Origin of the sequence: Providencia sp. Je.9.19, from assembly GCF_051129765.1 — a bacterium.
GTDB lineage: Bacteria > Pseudomonadota > Gammaproteobacteria > Enterobacterales > Enterobacteriaceae > Providencia.
Genome location: NZ_JBCPSS010000006.1, coordinates 31,545 through 47,404, shown reverse-complemented (window position 1 = coordinate 47,404; position 15,860 = coordinate 31,545). Strand labels below are relative to the sequence as shown.

Annotated in this window: 15 protein-coding genes; 13 read left to right on the top strand and 2 right to left on the bottom strand. The window is 39.4% G+C overall.

The genetic code is table 11. The features are described from left to right. The first annotated feature begins 2 nt into the window (after nucleotides 1–2). The 7 genes from AAZR93_RS17620 to nqrM all read left to right on the top strand — a co-directional run bounded on the left by AAZR93_RS17620 (nucleotide 3) and on the right by nqrM (nucleotide 6,001). The gene (locus tag AAZR93_RS17620) at nucleotides 3–1,241 is read left to right on the top strand and encodes an NADH:ubiquinone reductase (Na(+)-transporting) subunit B (RefSeq protein WP_294108807.1); all 1,239 of its coding nucleotides are present in this window, start codon (nucleotides 3–5) and stop codon (nucleotides 1,239–1,241) included. Further along, complete coding sequence (locus AAZR93_RS17615; protein WP_434720563.1) at nucleotides 1,234–2,028, top strand: Na(+)-translocating NADH-quinone reductase subunit C; 795 nt, start codon at nucleotides 1,234–1,236, stop codon at nucleotides 2,026–2,028. Before AAZR93_RS17620 ends, AAZR93_RS17615 begins: the two co-directional genes overlap by 8 nt. Beyond that, a complete protein-coding gene (locus AAZR93_RS17610) occupies nucleotides 2,021–2,650 on the top strand; it encodes an NADH:ubiquinone reductase (Na(+)-transporting) subunit D (RefSeq protein ID WP_006657395.1) in 630 nt (209 codons plus the stop codon). Before AAZR93_RS17615 ends, AAZR93_RS17610 begins: the two co-directional genes overlap by 8 nt. A 4-nt stretch (nucleotides 2,651–2,654) precedes the next feature. Next, nucleotides 2,655–3,251, top strand: a complete 597-nt coding sequence (nqrE, locus tag AAZR93_RS17605; protein WP_294108812.1) for an NADH:ubiquinone reductase (Na(+)-transporting) subunit E — start codon at nucleotides 2,655–2,657, stop codon at nucleotides 3,249–3,251. Nucleotides 3,252–3,266: 15 nt separating this feature from the next. Continuing rightward, nucleotides 3,267–4,493 carry an NADH:ubiquinone reductase (Na(+)-transporting) subunit F gene (gene nqrF, locus AAZR93_RS17600; protein WP_434720562.1) on the top strand — a complete coding sequence of 409 codons (1,227 nt, stop codon included), beginning with the start codon at nucleotides 3,267–3,269 and terminating at the stop codon, nucleotides 4,491–4,493. Between the two features lie 233 nt (nucleotides 4,494–4,726). Then, nucleotides 4,727–5,761, top strand: coding sequence for an FAD:protein FMN transferase (locus tag AAZR93_RS17595; protein ID WP_434720561.1), 1,035 nt, complete (start codon nucleotides 4,727–4,729; stop codon nucleotides 5,759–5,761). A gap of 12 nt (nucleotides 5,762–5,773) precedes the next feature. Beyond that, nucleotides 5,774–6,001 carry a (Na+)-NQR maturation NqrM gene (nqrM, locus tag AAZR93_RS17590; RefSeq protein WP_294108818.1) on the top strand — a complete coding sequence of 76 codons (228 nt, stop codon included), beginning with the start codon at nucleotides 5,774–5,776 and terminating at the stop codon, nucleotides 5,999–6,001. Nucleotides 6,002–6,615: 614 nt separating this feature from the next. Here the strand turns inward: nqrM and AAZR93_RS17585 are convergent. Then, nucleotides 6,616–7,527 (bottom strand): glycerophosphodiester phosphodiesterase family protein, encoded by a 912-nt coding sequence (locus AAZR93_RS17585; protein WP_434720560.1) that lies wholly within the window; start codon nucleotides 7,525–7,527, stop codon nucleotides 6,616–6,618. A 376-nt stretch (nucleotides 7,528–7,903) separates the two neighbouring features. On the opposite strand from AAZR93_RS17585, the gene dinB reads away from it, so the two are divergent. Continuing rightward, nucleotides 7,904–8,959 (top strand): DNA polymerase IV, encoded by a 1,056-nt coding sequence (gene dinB, locus AAZR93_RS17580; RefSeq protein WP_434720559.1) that lies wholly within the window; start codon nucleotides 7,904–7,906, stop codon nucleotides 8,957–8,959. 213 nt (nucleotides 8,960–9,172) lie between these two features. Here dinB and pepD read toward each other — a convergent pair whose 3' ends face one another. Next, entirely contained in the window at nucleotides 9,173–10,633 is a 1,461-nt protein-coding gene (gene pepD, locus AAZR93_RS17575; protein WP_434720558.1) for a beta-Ala-His dipeptidase, read from the bottom strand. A 312-nt stretch (nucleotides 10,634–10,945) separates the two neighbouring features. On the opposite strand from pepD, the gene gpt reads away from it, so the two are divergent. From gpt to proA, 5 genes are all read left to right on the top strand, one after another. Further along, nucleotides 10,946–11,410 carry a xanthine phosphoribosyltransferase gene (gene gpt / locus AAZR93_RS17570; protein ID WP_294108827.1) on the top strand — a complete coding sequence of 155 codons (465 nt, stop codon included), beginning with the start codon at nucleotides 10,946–10,948 and terminating at the stop codon, nucleotides 11,408–11,410. A 195-nt stretch (nucleotides 11,411–11,605) separates the two neighbouring features. Then, complete coding sequence (frsA, locus tag AAZR93_RS17565) at nucleotides 11,606–12,856, top strand: esterase FrsA (RefSeq protein ID WP_294108828.1); 1,251 nt, start codon at nucleotides 11,606–11,608, stop codon at nucleotides 12,854–12,856. Between the two features lie 71 nt (nucleotides 12,857–12,927). After that, nucleotides 12,928–13,329, top strand: a complete 402-nt coding sequence (gene crl / locus AAZR93_RS17560; protein WP_294350834.1) for a sigma factor-binding protein Crl — start codon at nucleotides 12,928–12,930, stop codon at nucleotides 13,327–13,329. A gap of 116 nt (nucleotides 13,330–13,445) precedes the next feature. Continuing rightward, a complete protein-coding gene (gene proB, locus AAZR93_RS17555; RefSeq protein WP_294350840.1) occupies nucleotides 13,446–14,549 on the top strand; it encodes a glutamate 5-kinase in 1,104 nt (367 codons plus the stop codon). Nucleotides 14,550–14,551: 2 nt separating this feature from the next. Beyond that, nucleotides 14,552–15,805 carry a glutamate-5-semialdehyde dehydrogenase gene (gene proA / locus AAZR93_RS17550; RefSeq protein ID WP_294108832.1) on the top strand — a complete coding sequence of 418 codons (1,254 nt, stop codon included), beginning with the start codon at nucleotides 14,552–14,554 and terminating at the stop codon, nucleotides 15,803–15,805. The last annotated feature ends 55 nt before the right edge of the window (nucleotides 15,806–15,860 follow it).

Here is a 15,860-nt window from a genome sequence, read left to right as displayed (position 1 = left end):
CCATGGGTCTGAAAAATTTATTTGAAAAGTATGAGCACCATTTTGAACCCGGTGGAAAGTTAGAGAAATACTATGCGTTGTTTGAAGCTGTTTCGACCGTTTTTTACACGCCGGGAACTGTTACTAAGGGTCGTTCTCACGTTCGTGACACCATTGACCTGAAGCGTATGATGATTTTAGTTTGGCTTGCCGTATTCCCTGCGATGTTTTGGGGAATGTATAACGTTGGTAACCAAGCTATTCCTGCATTACATCACCTATATAGTGGCGTTGAGTTACAGCAAGTGCTTGCCGGTGATTGGCATTACAGTGTTGCTCAATTTTTAGGTGCATCATTGACGCCTGATGCGGGCTGGGGAAGTAAAATGCTGCTTGGTGCAGTGTATTTTCTTCCTGTCTATCTAGTTGTCTTTCTTGTTGGTGGGTTCTGGGAAGTTTTATTTGCCATGATCCGTGGGCATGAAATCAACGAAGGCTTCTTTATTTCCTCAATATTATTTGCGCTAATTGTTCCACCAACCATTCCATTATGGCAGGCGGCGTTAGGGATAACATTTGGTGTTGTGGTTGCGAAAGAAATTTTTGGTGGAACAGGGCGCAATTTCTTAAACCCTGCTTTGGCAGGCCGAGCTTTCCTTTTCTTTGCTTATCCTGCACAGATTTCAGGTGACTTGGTTTGGACTGCGGCTGACGGTTTTTCGGGTGCAACTCCATTATCACAGTGGGCAACTGGTGGTGAACATGCGCTGATGAACACAGTGACAGGTGAACCCATTACTTGGATGCAAGCATTTCTAGGTAACATGCCGGGTTCTATTGGTGAAGTCTCGACATTGATGATTTTCATTGGTGGTGCACTTATTATTTTCTTCCGTATTGCTTCTTGGCGTATCGTTGCTGGAGTGATGTTAGGCATGATTGCCATGTCTTACTTGTTCAATCTAATCGGTTCAGACACCAATCCATTATTTGCTATGCAATGGTGGTGGCATATGGTTTTAGGCGGCTTTGCATTTGGTATGATTTTTATGGCGACAGACCCCGTTTCTGCATCATTTACAGATAAAGGTAAATGGGCATACGGTATTTTGATCGGTGTAATGTGCGTGCTTATCAGGGTTGCGAATCCAGCCTATCCAGAAGGAATGATGCTAGCAATCCTGTTCGCCAATCTGTTTGCTCCTCTGTTTGACTATATGGTCGTTCAAGCAAATATTAAGCGGAGAAAAGCCCGTGGCTAATGAAAAACCAAACAATAAAGATGGTATCGGAAGAACATTTCTAGTCGTTTTCATTTTATGTCTAGTATGTTCTGTCGTGGTAGCCGGTGCTGCTGTTGGGTTAAAACCTCAACAACAAGAACAAATCTTGTTAGATACACAACGTAATATTTTGAGTGTTGCGGGTTTGTTGAAACCAAATATGACTGTTGAAGAAATTCAACAAGTTTATCGTGAACGTATTACACCTAAACTTCTGAATTTTAAAACTAATGAGTTATCCGATAGCACTAGCCGATATGATTTGAACAATGAATTACGCAGTGATGAAACCAGTATTGCACTTTCACCTGCTGAGGATATTGCTAAAATTCGTCGTCGTGCAAATAGCGCTGAAATTTATCTGGTTAAAGATGAAGCGGGTAAAGTTTCTCAAATCATTTTGCCAGTATATGGTTCAGGTTTATGGTCGGTGATGTACGCATTTGTAGCAGTGGATATTGATGGCGTGACATCTCGCGGTATTACTTACTATGCACATGGTGAAACACCGGGCCTAGGTGGTGAAGTTGATAACAAACAATGGATAGCACAATGGCCAGGTAAAAAATTGTTTAACGAACAAGGTATGCCTGCGATTAAAATCGTGCGTAGTGGCTCAACCGATAGCCCATATGGTATTGATGGTCTTTCAGGTGCAACGCTGACATCAAACGGAATTCAACACACATTTGATTTCTGGATGGGTGATAACGGCTTTGGTCCGTTCCTGAAAAAAGTACGAGAAGGAGCGCTGAATAATGGCTGATTCAAAAGAAGTAAAACGCGTCCTACTTGGGCCGTTATTTGATAATAACCCAATTGCATTACAGGTTTTAGGTGTGTGTTCGGCATTAGCCGTTACTACTAAGCTGGAAACTGCGCTGGTTATGACTATCGCTGTAACCTTGGTTACTGCGTTCTCTAACTTTTTTATCTCACTGATTAGAAATTATATTCCAAGTAGTGTGCGGATTATTGTACAAATGGCAATTATTGCTTCACTGGTAATTGTTGTTGACCAAATTCTACGCGCTTATGCCTATGAGATATCAAAACAGCTTTCTGTCTTTGTTGGTTTGATTATCACCAACTGTATCGTTATGGGACGCGCTGAAGCTTATGCAATGAAAGCGCCACCTATTGAAAGCTTTATGGATGGTATCGGTAACGGCCTTGGTTATGGCGTTATTTTAGTTTTAGTGGGTTTCTTGCGTGAATTATTTGGCTCAGGAAAACTGTTTGGTATCACGGTATTTGAATCGCTGCAAAATGGTGGTTGGTACATGCCGAACGGCTTGTTCCTTTTAGCACCAAGTGCGTTCTTTATCATCGGTATGCTGATTTGGGGATTACGAACCTTGAAACCAGCTCAGATAGAGAAGGATTAACCTGATGGAACATTATATTAGCTTGTTTGTTAAAGCCATATTCATTGAAAACATGGCATTAGCGTTCTTTTTAGGTATGTGTACATTCCTTGCCGTATCGAAAAATGTCAAAACAGCTTTTGGTCTTGGAATTGCAGTTACTGTCGTTTTAGGTATCTCTGTGCCTGCAAATAACCTCGTGCTTAATTTAGTATTGCGCGATGGTGCTTTAGTTGAAGGAGTGGATTTATCATTTTTAAATTTCATTACCTTTATCGGGGTGATTGCAGCACTGGTTCAAATTCTCGAAATGATTTTGGATCGCTATTTCCCATCACTGTACAACGCATTGGGTATCTTCTTACCGTTGATTACCGTTAACTGTGCAATTTTTGGTGGTGTATCTTTCATGGCCCAGCGTGATTATAACTTTAGCGAATCCATCGTGTATGGTTTTGGTTCAGGTATTGGCTGGATGTTGGCGATTGTATTAATGGCCGCAATTCGTGAAAAAATGAAATATTCAGATATCCCAGCGGGTCTAAAAGGTTTAGGCATCACCTTTGTGACGACCGGTTTAATGGCATTGGGCTTTATGTCCTTCTCCGGCGTGCAGCTATAAAGGCGAGAAGAATTCATGGAAATTATTATTCTAGGTGTAGTGATGTTCACCCTGATAGTTTTGGTTTTGACAGGTTTGATCCTGTTTGCAAAATCTAAACTTGTCAATACAGGGAACATTAAGGTTGAAGTAAACGGTGACCCAGAGAAAAGTTTTGATGCGCCAGCAGGGGATAAGCTGCTAGGTATGCTGTCAAACCAAGGTATCTTTGTTTCATCGGCTTGTGGTGGTGGCGGTTCATGTGGCCAGTGTCGCGTAGTTATTAAAGAAGGTGGTGGTGATATTCTTCCAACCGAGCTTTCACATATTAACAAACGTGAAGCGAAAGAAGGTTGTCGCTTAGCTTGTCAAGTTAACGTCAAGCAAGACTTAAAAATTGAATTACCTGAAGAAATTTTTGGGGTTAAAAAGTGGGAATGTGAAGTTATCTCTAATGATAATAAAGCCACTTTCATTAAAGAATTGAAACTGAAAATTCCTGATGGGGAAGTGGTACCATTTCGTGCGGGGGGCTTTATTCAAATTGAATGCGCTGCACACGTAGTGAAATACTCAGATTTTGATGTGCCATTAGAGTACCGCGAAGATTGGGATAAATTTAATTTATTCCGCTATGTTTCTGAAGTGAAAGAGCCAACAGTACGTGCTTACTCGATGGCAAACTACCCAGACGAACATGGCATTATCTTGTTGAACGTGCGTATTGCAACACCTCCGCCACGTAATCCAGATGTTCCACCAGGCATTATGTCCTCTTATATTTGGTCATTAAAACCGGGTGATAAGGTCACTATCTCGGGTCCATTTGGTGAGTTTTTTGCCAAAGAGACTGATGCTGAGATGATTTTTGTGGGTGGTGGTGCAGGTATGGCACCTATGCGCTCTCATATTTTTGATCAACTTCGTCGTTTAAATACTAAACGTAAGATTAGTTTCTGGTATGGGGCTCGTTCTAAACGTGAAATGTTCTACACCGAAGATTTTGATCAATTAGCAGCGGAACATGAAAATTTCACATGGAATGTTGCACTTTCCGATGCTTTACCAGAAGATAATTGGACTGGCTATACTGGATTTATTCATAATGTCCTGTATGAAAATTACCTCAAAGATCACCCAGCGCCAGAAGATTGTGAGTTCTATATGTGTGGACCTCCAATGATGAATGCTGCGGTCATCAAGATGTTAAAAGACCTTGGTGTTGAAGATGATAATATCCTACTGGATGATTTTGGTGGCTAATACTACTAACGCTAAGTAAGTTGTATTGATTGTTCATGTATAGTGGCAGTAAAATCTGAAACAAAGAGGGGAAAACATGTTTTTCCCCTCTTTAAGATTTAAGACCGAAAATCAGTGAATTGATTTTTTATTTATTTTGACTGAAACATTCTCTTTATTTGTAAAAATGTTGATATTGTTAATAGTCTAAGTGTCCACAAATGTGAACATTTACGATTGAAGCAGAGAAAATTATGCTAAACAGAAAGATTATCGCCCCAATACTGTTATTTGCAGCAACTTTATTTTTAACCGCCTGCGGTGGACCTGAACAGCAAAATATTCAGGGACAAACAATGGGGACTTATTATTCTGTTAAGTATGTCTCTGATTCGTCAGAACATTCAACTGAAGCGATTCAATCGGAAATTGATAAGCGTTTGGAAGAAGTTAATGACCAAATGTCAACATACAGACCTGATTCTGAGCTAAGTCGTTTTAATCAATCAAAAGCGGTCAACGTGCCTTTTCCTGTTTCCGCAGCAACGGCTAAAGTCGTTTCAAAAGCGATTGAAATTAATAAGTTAACCGATGGTTCTTTAGATGTGACGGTCGGCCCTTTAGTGAATTTATGGGGATTTGGACCGGAAGGACGCGTAACAAAAGCACCTACAGATGAAGAGTTAGAAAAGCGTCGGGCATGGGTTGGTATTGAAAAACTGTCTGTACAGGATAATAACCTAATTAAAACCATACCTGAGCTCTATGTAGATTTGTCATCAATAGCTAAAGGTTATGGTGTTGATGTTGTTGCTGAGTATTTAGAATCACTTAATATCAATGATTATATGGTTGATATCGGTGGAGAAGTTCGCACTAAAGGCCATAATGGTAAAGATGCACTTTGGCGGATTGCAATTGAAAAGCCCTCTACTGATGGCGTAAGCCAAACTGCACAAGAAATCATCGAACCAGGAAATCTGTCTATTGCGACTTCTGGTGATTACCGTAATTATTTTGAGCAAGACGGTGTTCGCTTCTCACATACAATTGATCCAAAAACAGGCAAACCAATTGTTCATAACCTCGTTTCGATTACTGTGCTTGCCGATAATTGCATGAGCGCTGATGGGTTATCGACGGGGCTGAATGTGTTAGGTCCAGATGTAGGTTTTGCACTTGCCGAAAAAATGAATATTCCTGTTTTTATGATTGTTAAGACGGATAAAGGGTTTGAAGAGCGTTATACTAAAGCATTCGAACCATTCTTAAAGAAAGACAGTAAATAGGAGGAGAAAGGAATGCTAAATACCTTTATTGCAGCCTTTGTCTTATTTTTATTGGCATTTTTAGGTATGTCACTTGGATATATTATTAAGCGTAAAAGTATTCAAGGGAGTTGCGGTGGGCTAAGCAGCATTGGTGTTGAGAAAGTATGCGATTGCCCAGAGCCTTGTGATGCACGTAAAAAACGGATGGCGCGTGAAGAAGCACGGCAAAAAATGTTAGATAAACATAGAATTATTTAAAGTGATATTTCTCGGTAAGCATACTTATGGAATATGGGTATGCTTATATTTATTAATATCTAATACATTTCTTTCGAACAAGAACCAGATGTAGGGTAAATAATAGACATCTGCTTTGAATTCCCGTTAAAATTAATGGTTACTTTGCCATTGTCGTTATTCTGAATTTGACAAGGCAGATAATCCCCACTACTCCAAAACTGCCCATCTTTAGTGACTATTTTTGCTTTCCATGCCATTTTGTCTTTTAAATCAAAGCTAAAGGTCTAGATATCCTTAATAGTTCTTTTATCTGCCAAATTATAAAGAACAAAAACGTTCTCGATGATATTAGAACCTCGTTGATAAAAAATTTCGACTTTCTTTAAATCTTCATTCCAAAAATTCTCAATCGAGATTTGCCCAAGTGATGTAGACATAAATTTAGCCCTTTGATTATTAGATGTAATTAATTATCACACCAATATCTTAGGGTGTAATTAATATTGATTATCATTTGCTAACAATAAGGTATTCATTGGAATGCGTTATGAAATAAAAATGGCTTAATTAATCTATAGCGGGTAACAATATAATTTTGTTATTACATAAATTAGCTTAAGCCAGTTAATAAACTACTGTTTGAAGGCCTTCGGTGAGTCAACCATCACTGCATCTGCACCAATTTCTTTAGCTAATTGATAGTCACTGGCATTGTTTACACCAAATAAAATAATATAGGCGTTCCCTGTTTTTCTAAAACAATCAACTGCTTCTTTATCCCAAGACAGTGTTGCAGGAGAACGGGCTTCACCTAAAGTGTATTTCTCAACAACCTCGACTTTGCGGTGTAATTCAAAGCCATACCAACGAACGGATTGCGTATCTTGAGTGGTAGATTGTTCAGCTGCGACGGGGCACTGATGGTTCATTACGCTATTTGCTAATAGGGTACGGGTATCATCACGGCTTTCAAAGGTATTAATTTTTGTCGAAATCTTTGGCAATGCTTTAATGAAATCGTTATTAGTGGAATAGAAGCGAACCTGATTAAATGCATTGGTTTTATTTAATAATGAAAATATCGCTTTTGCTTGGATATCAGGATCTGCATCTGGAGATTTCAAATCGATATAAAAAGGTGTATCTGGATATTTTTTTAAGATAGTTTCTAAAGTAGTAATGGTTGTTTCTTGAGCGGGTAATTGTAAGTTATTTTTTTGATTAAATTGGTGAGCTGCGCTTATTTGGCTGAGTTGTTCGGCAGAATAATTTGAAATTGGCCCTTTTTTATTGGTTAGCGCATCTAAGTCACTTGGTCGATACAGCACCAGCTGATCATCTTTACTGAGTTGTACGGTGAGCCAAATCGCATTGGCTTTATTATCTTTTGCTAAGTTAATGGCATAAAGGGTATTTTCTGGGGCATCAGCAGTTCCGGCTCGGTGTGCCACAATTTGTGGGTTTTGTGCGAATGCACTGTGGCTAGCAAGAAGAAATAGACTGATAACCATTCCTTTTTTTATACGTGGTGTTAATTTATTCATTGTGTGTATTTCCTATGATGTTAATTATATCAATATGTTGTGTTAATTTTAATGAATTGTTGTTGTAATACTTTTTTTGTCATTTGTAAGTAGTTCTTCATGAAATTAAGACTAACTTGCAATTGTAATCCGATTTTTTAATGGCTCTTCTCATCAAATTATATGGGTGAAGTTTAAGCTAATTGCTAGAATGCATTGATGTACAGGCACTATATACATATGGAAATCGTAGATTCTGGCAGTAATATATTTCAATCGTATGAATAAGTGCGTGACTGAATATTTCAAACGTCATCACACAATGAGGCATGTATATAATTGAATGTTTCATAACTATACTGTATATTTAATCAGTATTTTATGGTGTGAGTGTATTATGCGTAAAATTATTCATATTGATATGGACTGCTTTTATGCAGCGATAGAAATGCGTGATGATCCCTCTTTACGCAATGTGCCTGTCGCTGTGGGAGGAAGTACGGATCGCCGAGGGGTTATCTGTACGGCAAATTATGAAGCGCGGCGCTTTGGTGTGCATAGTGCCATGTCCACGGCGATTGCGTTACGACTTTGTCCTCATCTTAAAGTTGTTTCAGGGCGAATGTCGTTATATAAAGAGACATCTGTCCGTATTCAGCAAATTTTCGCACGTTACACTGACTTAATTGAACCTCTTTCCCTTGATGAAGCTTACTTAGATGTTACTGATTGCCAACAATTACATGGCTCAGCAACCTTAATCGCAGAAGCTATTCGTCAACAAATTTTTGATGAATTACAACTCACCGCATCTGCGGGTATTGCACCGATAAAATTTTTGGCAAAAATCGCATCTGATCTGAATAAACCGAACGGTCAATACGTGATTAAACCGCAAGATATGGCTGAGTTTGTTTTAACATTGTCACTTAAAAAGATCCCCGGAGTAGGCAAAGTCACGGCTCAAAAATTAGCAGATATGGGATTACATACTTGTGCCGACGTCCAAAAATATGACGTAATCGCATTAATTAAAAACATGGGTAAATTTGGACAATCATTATGGGAGCGTTGTCATGCTATCGATGAGCGCCCAGTGAATCCTGATAGATTACGTAAATCGGTTGGGGTAGAGCGCACATTAGCGCAAGATATTCATCAGTGGGAGGAATGTTTATTGTTGTTGGATAAGCTATACGATGAACTGCAATTGCGCTTAGCAAAAGTAAAACCAGACTTACGTATTGCTCGCCAAGGTGTGAAATTTAAATTCGCTGATTTTCAACAAACAACACAAGAGCATGTTTATCCAATACTTGATAAATCAGATTTAGTTCAAATTGCAAAACAAGTTTGGGAAAATCGTCGGAAAGGTAGGGGAGTCCGGCTAGTGGGGTTACATGTTATGTTGATAAGTCCTCAGCTCGAGCGGCAATTATCCTTCATACTTTGAGCTATAACGTTGTTGGCTGCATTCGCTAACCGTGGTCACATACTTATGTATGCTCCCAAGGATTAGCTCAATTGCCGCCTAGTTACAGCTCAAATTATTTTGGATAATATTTCAAAATTCAAAATTCAAAATTCAAAATTCAAAATTCAAAATTCAAAATAAAAAAGCACCCTTTGAGGATGCTTTGATATGCAAAGATAAAATGAAGTTAAATTAATTTTTAACTGGAATATCTTTTAAAATTGCGGTTAATAATGTCCAGTATTGGCCAACACTTTCAATATGCACGCGTTCATCGGGTGAGTGAGCACCACGAATAGTTGGGCCGATAGAAACCATATCCATTAATGGGTAAGGTTTTTTGAACAAGCCACACTCAAGACCCGCGTGGATAACCATAATATTAGGTGTTTTACCAAACAGTTTTTGGTAAGTTGCGCTAACAATGTGCATAACCGGTGAATTTGCATCAGGTTGCCAGCCTGGGTAGCTGCCTTGTGCTTTGCATTTGGCTTGCGCTAATTTGCTGATTGAAGTCAGCATATTAACAACATAATTTTTGCCACTATCAATCAAAGAGCGGACTAAGAAGATAACTTCGGCTTTATCTTCTGTCATGGTGACAACGCCTTCATTCAGTGAAGTTTCAACAACACCTTTAGCAACATCACTCATACGAATAACGCCATTTGGCGCAGCATTTAAGAAGAACACAAACCGTTTTTGGCAATCATCAGTGATCGCTTTAAGCTCAGTTTTGGTTTCATAGAGCAAAAAGACCACATTAGGCTCTACAGCCGCTAATTCATTTTGCAAAATAGCTTCATAACGTGCTCTAAGCGCTGTTAACTCATCTACTTTATCAGCAGGAACTGCAACAATAGCATGACCTTCACGTGGAATTGCATTGCGCAGAGTGCCACCAGTTAATTCGAGCAATTTTAAGCCCAAGTCTTCTGCATGACCTGCGAGAAAACGTGCTAATAGCTTGTTGGCATTGCCTAATCCAAGGTGTACATCACCACCGGAATGGCCACCTTTTAAACCTTTTAACGTTAAGGTAAAGGTTTTATAGCCTTGGGGTAATGCTTCACGAGTTAAATCGAATGTTGCAGTGAAATCAACACCACCCGCACAACCCATGTAAATTTCGCCTTCTTCTTCTGAGTCCGTGTTGATCAGAATGTCAGCTTGTAACCAATTAGGCTGTAAACCAAATGCGCCGTCCATGCCTGTTTCTTCGGTCATGGTTAGCAAAACTTCAAGTGGACCATGTTCAACTGTATCATCAGCCAACACTGCAAGTGCAGATGCCATACCGATGCCATTATCAGCACCGAGGGTAGTGCCTTCAGCAGTGACCCATTCACCATTCACATAAGGACGGATTGGGTCTTTTGTGAAATCATGAACAGTATCATTATTTTTTTGTGGAACCATATCTAAGTGTGCTTGTAAAACGACTGCTTTACGATTTTCGTAGCCTGCCGTTGCTGGCTTACGGATCAAGATATTACCCACTTGGTCTCTTTCTACGTGAAAACCTTTTTGTTTTGACCATTCGATAATATGTGCAGCAAGCGCTTCTTCATGCTTAGAAGGGTGTGGAATTGAGCAGATTTTGGCGAAAATGTCCCAAAGCGGTTGTGGTGAGAGTTTAGATAGTTGTGACACGTTTTTTCTCCTTAAATTTTCCCGTTATATTTCAAGTTGTCGCATTATCGGGCGGCTAAACTACAACTCTCAATATTTAAAGGATATATCGCTTAAATGGTTGCCTAACAGCATGAAGCCTATAGTTAAAGACCTCATTATTGATTGGTTCAGCATACCACTTTATTTTGAACAATGGACAGTGTAAATGATATTAATTCAGGCCAGTAGGTGATTATTACTGGTTTTTAGTGCGCCGAATCACTATAATCTCGCGCAACCTTTTTTCCGCAAAACACATTCAGTTTTACTCAGCGTCGGGACCCGAATATTATGAGCGAAAAATATGTCGTAACGTGGGATATGTTGCAAATACATGCCCGTAAACTCGCACAACGTTTGTTACCAGTAGAGCAATGGACTGGGATTATCGCGGTTAGCCGTGGTGGTTTAGTTCCTGCCGCACTTCTTGCTCGTGAGCTAGGTATCCGTCACGTTGATACCGTATGCATCTCTAGCTATGACCATGACAATCAACGCGAAATGAATATTATTAAGCGTGCAGAGGGTAATGGTGAAGGCTTTATCATCATTGATGATTTAGTTGATACCGGTGGTACTGCACAAGCTATTCGTGACATGTATCCAAAAGGTCATTTTGTCACCATTTTCGCAAAACCTGCGGGTCGTCCATTAGTTGATGACTATGTTATCGATATCCCTCAAGATACTTGGATTGAACAGCCATGGGATATGGGGGTTGTATTTGTGAAACCTCTGTGCGAGCAAGATAAATAAATCGTTATTTTATATTTTTAATGCATAGGTAAAAGATAACGACAATTAAATCTTAAAAGTTTTTAGTTGTTGTAAACAAAACATGAATACCTAATAAATTTGTTAAAAATACGATATTATAGGGGAATGCAATAGCATTCCCTTTTGTTTTATATAGCCGTCATATTCCAAAATTATATGAGTAGGTGATAAGTAATGACTCAGCAAAATCTCTCCGAAAAACTCTTCAAACCTAAAATAAGACAAGTTGAAACCTCTACATTAGTCTCTTATTCCTCATATGATCTGCCTGAAATAAAAGATCATAGCGTATTAAACGGAACTCAACATGCCGGTTGGTACCGGATGATTAATCGCTTAATGTGGATTTGGCGTGGTATCGACGCATTAGAAATTGAGGAAGTTTTAAGTCGTATTGCTGTTTCAGATGCTAAACGCAGTAATGAGAACCTTCTTGATACTGTTATTGGTAATCGACGCGGTAATTGGTGCTTTGAATGGTCGCATCAAGCCATGCTTTGGCAGCAAAAGGCATTACAATTCGAAAAGGGTGAAAAGGCATGCGATGCATGGTTACGGGCGGCTAATTTATATAGTATCGCCGCTTATCCTTTTATTAAAGGCGATGAATTAGCTGACCAAGCTGTATTATTGGCGTGTAAAGCTTATGACAGTGCAGCACAATTTTCTGAATATCAATTGAAAAAAATTGCGTTCAAAATTGAAGGTGGTAAAGAGGTTTGTGGTTTTTTACATATTCCTTCAAATGCACAAGGACCTTATCCTACCGTGATGGTTTGCGGTATGTTAGATAGTTTGCAAATTGATTTTAATCGTTATTTTCGGGATTATTTAGAGCCGCTTGGCATTGCGATGTTAACGTTGGATATGCCTTCAATTGGCTACTCAATAAAATATAAATTATCTCAAGAAACCAGTACATTACATGAGCAAGTTGTTCGCCAGTTAGATACCATTCCTTGGATTGATCATACTCGTTTTGGTATTGTAGGGATGCGCTTTGGGGCAAATATAGCATTAAGACTAGCTTATATGTGTCCTGATAAAATAAAAGGCGTTGCCGTCATCGGACCAATTGTTCACAGTTTACTTAATGACGAAAAATATCAAAAAGATATTCCTCGTATGGTATTAGATGTATTTGCGAGTCGTATTGGTATTTATCAAGTTGATGGTGCTTCTTTACGTCATGAATTAAGTTGTTATTCATTGAAAAAACAAGGCCTTCTTGGTAAACGTAGTAAAGTACCTATGATGTCAGTATGTTTGAAAAATGACATTTATAGTCCGAAAGAAGAGTCAACTTTAATCGCGCGTTCATCAGTGGATGGTGATTTAGTTATGTTGCCAAGTAGTCCAATTTTTGCAAATTTTGAAAAAGCACTGAGTGAAACGACAGCTTGGTTAAAAACTAAAATACTTTAATTTTATTGAATGACTTGCTTATTTCTTGGCTTTTGTTAAAAAGGGATCTTCCCAAGAAGGAGATCCTTAACATGGCTTTACCGACTGAATATTCAAATGGAAAGTATTTAAAGAAATTTGCTGCAATGGGTCCTTATTTACGCGAAAAACAATCACTAAATGGTTGTTATTTTTTTGATAGCTTAGTTGTTTGCGTTAATGCGAATATCTCACCCGAAAAACGTGAATTTTGGGGGTGGTGGTTGAAATTAGTTGCCACTAGCGAAGGTTTTGAATTTTCTTATCAACTTGGCTTATATAATAGCCATGGTAGTTGGCAAGCTAAAGTGTTGAAAGATCCTGTCACGATAGCCGCAGTAGAAAAAAATTTGGTATCGTTTCACCAAGCCCTTTCTAAACAATTATCCGAGCTTGAGTTAACCCTCTTCCCTTCGCAACTAATGACAGAATTAAAACTGGAATTAAGCGCATAAATTTGTTTTAAACAAACTTTTGTTGAATTTTGCGTTATGCCTGTTGGCATAACGCGTTTCACCTGATAAAAATGATAGCTACTTTGTAATTTATTAATCCTAATGGCAGAAAAATGATGAAAAATAGCCAGACGCTGGTTGTTAAGTTAGGTACCAGTGTATTGACGGGGGGCTCACGCCGTTTAAATCAAGCTCATATTGTTGAGTTAGTTAGGCAGTGTGCGCAGCAATATGAAAAAGGGCACCGCATTATTATTGTGACATCAGGGGCAATTGCCGCTGGTCGCGAACATCTTAATTACCCCGAATTACCAGCAACTATTGCATCTAAACAGTTGTTAGCGGCGGTCGGTCAAAGTCGTCTGATCCAATTGTGGGAAAGGTTGTTTTCTATTTACGGCATTCATATTGGCCAAATGTTGCTAACTCGGGCAGATCTTGAAGACCGTGAACGTTTCTTGAATGCCAGAGATACACTTCAAGCATTACTTGATAACGGTATTATTCCTGTTATTAATGAAAATGATGCGGTAGCGACTGCGGAAATTAAAGTGGGCGATAACGATAACTTATCGGCTCTTGCCGCAATTTTAGGCGATGCTGACAAACTTTTATTACTGACCGATATCGAAGGTTTGTATGATGCAGACCCCCGCAGTAATCCTGATGCTAAGTTGATCCCAGAAGTTTATGGTGTTAATGACGAATTACGTAAAATGGCGGGTGATAGTGTAAGTGGTTTAGGGACAGGCGGAATGGCAACTAAATTACAAGCTGCGGATGTTGCTGGTCGAGCGGGTATTGATGTTATCATTGCCGCGGGTAATAAGCCGGATGTAATCAGTGCTGTAATTGAAAATATTCCTGTGGGGACAAGGTTCTACGGACAAAAAAATCCAATGGAGAACCGTAAACGCTGGATTTTTGGTGCGCCAGCCGCAGGTGATGTTTATATTGATGATGGCGCACAGCTTGCCATCTTAGAAAAAGGCAGCTCATTATTGCCTAAAGGTATTAAGAAAATCGAAGGTGATTTTTCACGAGGTGCAGTGATCCGAATTCGTAATATGGTCGGAAAAGACTTAGCTCATGGTGTGAGCCATTACAATAGCGATGCACTGCGCATGATTGCGGGTCATCATTCACAAGAAATTGGTCGCATACTTGGCTATGAACATGGCTCAGTTGCTGTTCATCGCGATGATATGATAGTGAGTTAATTATGTTAGAGAAAATGGGTAAAGCGGCACGAGTGGCCTCATGGCAATTAGCGCAATTAAGCACAAAACAAAAAAATGCAGCCCTTGAGCAAATTGCTGATTTATTAGAACAAGAAAGTGCAGTTATTTTGTCTGCTAATCAGCAAGACATGAAACTGGCGAAAGACAGTGGCATGACTGAGGCATTACAAGATCGTTTGTTATTGACCGAAGCTCGCCTAAAAAATATTGCTGATGATGTTAGGCAGGTTTGCCAATTAGCAGACCCTGTTGGTCAAATTATTGATGGCAGCTTACTTGATAGTGGCCTAGATTTACAACGTCGCCGAGTTCCTCTTGGGGTTATTGGTGTGATTTATGAAGCTCGCCCGAACGTTACTGTTGATGTCGCTTCCTTGTGCTTAAAAACAGGTAATGCGGTTATTTTGCGTGGTGGAAAAGAGACTCATAATACCAACCTTGCCGTTGTGAGTGTTATTCAACAAGCGCTTAAAAATAGCGGATTGCCTGCTGATGCAGTACAAGCAATTAATAACCCTGATCGTGAATTGGTTGCTCAGCTACTAAAATTAGATAGTTATATCGATATGCTGATACCACGAGGTGGCGCTGGTTTACATCGATTATGTCGTGAACAATCAACGATCCCAGTCATAACGGGTGGTATTGGTGTTTGCCATACTTTTGTCGATGAATCCGTTGATTTTGATAAAGCACTCAGTGTGATAGTCAATGCTAAAGTTCAGCGTCCAAGTGCGTGTAATTCACTTGAAACATTATTAGTGCATCAAAGTATTGCAGCTGATTTTATGCCGCGATTGAGTGAAGTCATGGCACAAAAACAAGTCACCTTACATGCCAGTGAGCAGGCTATGCCTTTCTTACAGCAAGGGCCAGCTAAGGTTATTGATGTTAAACCTGAAAATTTAATTGATGAGTGGTTATCGCTTGATCTGAATGTTGAGATTGTGGCTGATATAGATGCGGCGATTGACCACATTCGACATTATGGTACCTCTCATTCAGATGCGATTTTGACTGAATCGCTGAGTCAGGCAAATTATTTTGTTCATCGGGTAGATTCCTCAGCGGTTTACGTTAATGCGAGCACACGTTTTACCGATGGTGGGCAATTTGGTTTAGGTGCTGAAGTTGCTGTGAGTACGCAAAAATTACATTCACGAGGCCCTATGGGGCTTGATGCACTAACGACCTATAAGTGGATTGGCTACGGTGATTTTCTTAGCCGTGCTTAACGCGTAAACTGTTATAACGAGAGCTACACTAAGGTGTAGCTTTATTTTTTTATTG